This is a genomic window from Alkalihalobacillus alcalophilus ATCC 27647 = CGMCC 1.3604 (assembly GCF_000292245.2).
GTDB classification, from domain to species: domain Bacteria; phylum Bacillota; class Bacilli; order Bacillales; family Bacillaceae_D; genus Alkalihalobacillus; species Alkalihalobacillus alcalophilus.
In genome coordinates this window covers 1-1,792 of the sequence record NZ_ALPT02000154.1, presented here as the reverse complement: position 1 = coordinate 1,792, position 1,792 = coordinate 1, and the positions used below count along the sequence as shown (strand labels likewise).

At 44.3% G+C, this 1,792-nt stretch carries 2 protein-coding genes and 9 tRNA genes; all 11 read left to right on the top strand.

Annotated features, from left to right (window positions below):
* Positions 1–213 (top strand): hypothetical protein (locus tag BALCAV_RS22990; protein WP_235213163.1); only part of this gene is annotated, 213 nt, incomplete at its 5' end.
* 189 nt (positions 214–402) lie between these two features.
* A tRNA-Met gene (locus tag BALCAV_RS20770) sits at positions 403–479 on the top strand.
* Between the two features lie 98 nt (positions 480–577).
* A tRNA-Asp gene (locus BALCAV_RS20765) sits at positions 578–654 on the top strand.
* Between the two features lie 24 nt (positions 655–678).
* Positions 679–763: transfer RNA gene (locus BALCAV_RS20760), tRNA-Tyr, on the top strand.
* A gap of 8 nt (positions 764–771) precedes the next feature.
* Positions 772–847: transfer RNA gene (locus BALCAV_RS20755), tRNA-His, on the top strand.
* A gap of 28 nt (positions 848–875) precedes the next feature.
* A tRNA-Gln gene (locus tag BALCAV_RS20750) sits at positions 876–950 on the top strand.
* Between the two features lie 4 nt (positions 951–954).
* A tRNA-Gly gene (locus BALCAV_RS20745) sits at positions 955–1,026 on the top strand.
* Positions 1,027–1,046: 20 nt separating this feature from the next.
* A tRNA-Leu gene (locus BALCAV_RS20740) sits at positions 1,047–1,135 on the top strand.
* Between the two features lie 18 nt (positions 1,136–1,153).
* Positions 1,154–1,230, top strand: a tRNA-Arg gene (locus BALCAV_RS20735).
* A 180-nt stretch (positions 1,231–1,410) separates the two neighbouring features.
* Positions 1,411–1,481 (top strand) — tRNA-Gly (locus BALCAV_RS20730).
* A 185-nt stretch (positions 1,482–1,666) separates the two neighbouring features.
* Positions 1,667–1,792: helix-turn-helix domain-containing protein (locus BALCAV_RS21900; RefSeq protein WP_152563057.1), on the top strand; the 126-nt coding region annotated here is incomplete at its 3' end.

The following is a 1,792-nucleotide window of genomic DNA, read 5'->3' as shown; positions in this document are numbered from 1 at the left end:
CGGGGTGGAGCAACGAGCATTACATCAATGAGTAATCTCCGAGTAACATCGACGCATCAAACAACAAAGCATAAGCTAGAAGAGGAAGATGTCCTCATCATAGAGAAAACATCATCCATTAACTTTATAACGACGCGGGGTGGAGCAACGAGCATTACATCAATGAGTAATCTCCGAGTAACATCGACGCAGCAAACAACAAAGCATAGCTAGAAGAGGAAGATGTCCTCATCAATGAGAAAACATCATCTGTTAACTTTATAACGACGCGGGGTGGAGCAACGAGCATTACATCAATGAGTAATCTCCGAGTAACATCGACGCATCAAACAACAAAGCATAAGCTAGAAGAGGAAGATGTCTTCATCATAGAGAAAACATCATCCATTAACTTTATAACGACGCGGGGTGGAGCAGTCTGGTAGCTCGTCGGGCTCATAACCCGAAGGTCGATGGTTCAAATCCGTCCCCCGCAACCAAAAAAATTTATGATAGCTACGTTGAATAAGCTTCATGCGAGCGTAGATAGTAGTACTTAAAAAGTATATTTACAATATGTACAAGTTTTATACATATTGGTCCGGTAGTTCAGTTGGTTAGAATGCCTGCCTGTCACGCAGGAGGTCGCGGGTTCGAGTCCCGTCCGGACCGCCATTATATCATTTTTCTTTTTATGCTGGAGGGGTAGCGAAGTGGCTAAACGCGGCGGACTGTAAATCCGCTCCTTAAGGGTTCGGCGGTTCGAATCCGTCCCCCTCCACCAGTTATGTGGCGATTGTGGTGAAGTGGTTAACACATCGGATTGTGGTTCCGACATTCGTGGGTTCGATTCCCATCAGTCGCCCCATTAATTTAATAAAAAACCTTATACATATTGGGCTATCGCCAAGCGGTAAGGCAACGGATTTTGATTCCGTCATGCGTTGGTTCGAATCCAGCTAGCCCAGCCAATATGCGGAAGTAGTTCAGTGGTAGAACACCACCTTGCCAAGGTGGGGGTCGCGGGTTCGAATCCCGTCTTCCGCTTATAAGGTTGTCAATCAATAGCCGGGGTGGTGGAATTGGCAGACACACAGGACTTAAAATCCTGCGGTAGGTGACTACCGTGCCGGTTCAAGTCCGGCCCTCGGCACCATTAAAAATATAATATGATGCGCCCTTAGCTCAGCTGGATAGAGTGTTTGACTACGAATCAAAAGGTCGGGAGTTCGAATCTCTCAGGGCGCGCCATTTTAAATTAAATAAATTTTTTACATGCGGGTGTAGTTTAGTGGTAAAACCTCAGCCGCGAGCGAAGCATCTATGAAAAATCAACGAGTTGTCTTGACGCAGCAAGCTACGAAGCATAAGCTAGAAGAGGAAAAGACATGCAACAGGTGAGAAACATCAATTAAATACTATTTATAATATGCGGGTGTAGTTTAGTGGTAAAACATCAGCCTTCCAAGCTGATGTCGTGAGTTCGATTCTCATCACCCGCTTTTTTATTTTGTCTTTTTTTATTTACATGATTTATTTTTATCATTTCCCGACAGAAGACTCCCTCTTCAATCGTGTGAAGGGCAAAGCCCAACGATAAGGGGGAGATGAATGGCGGTTGGCGGTAGCCAAAGAGATTCTTGTTAGGGTATAATAAGAACGTACATTCCTATCTGAGGTGAAAACAATGCTCATCAACAAAGCATACAAATTCCGTCTCTATCCAAGCAAAGAACAAGAAACCCTGATTGCTAAAACCATCGGCTGTTCTCGTTTTGTATTCAATCGCTTTTTAGGACAATGGAACGATACA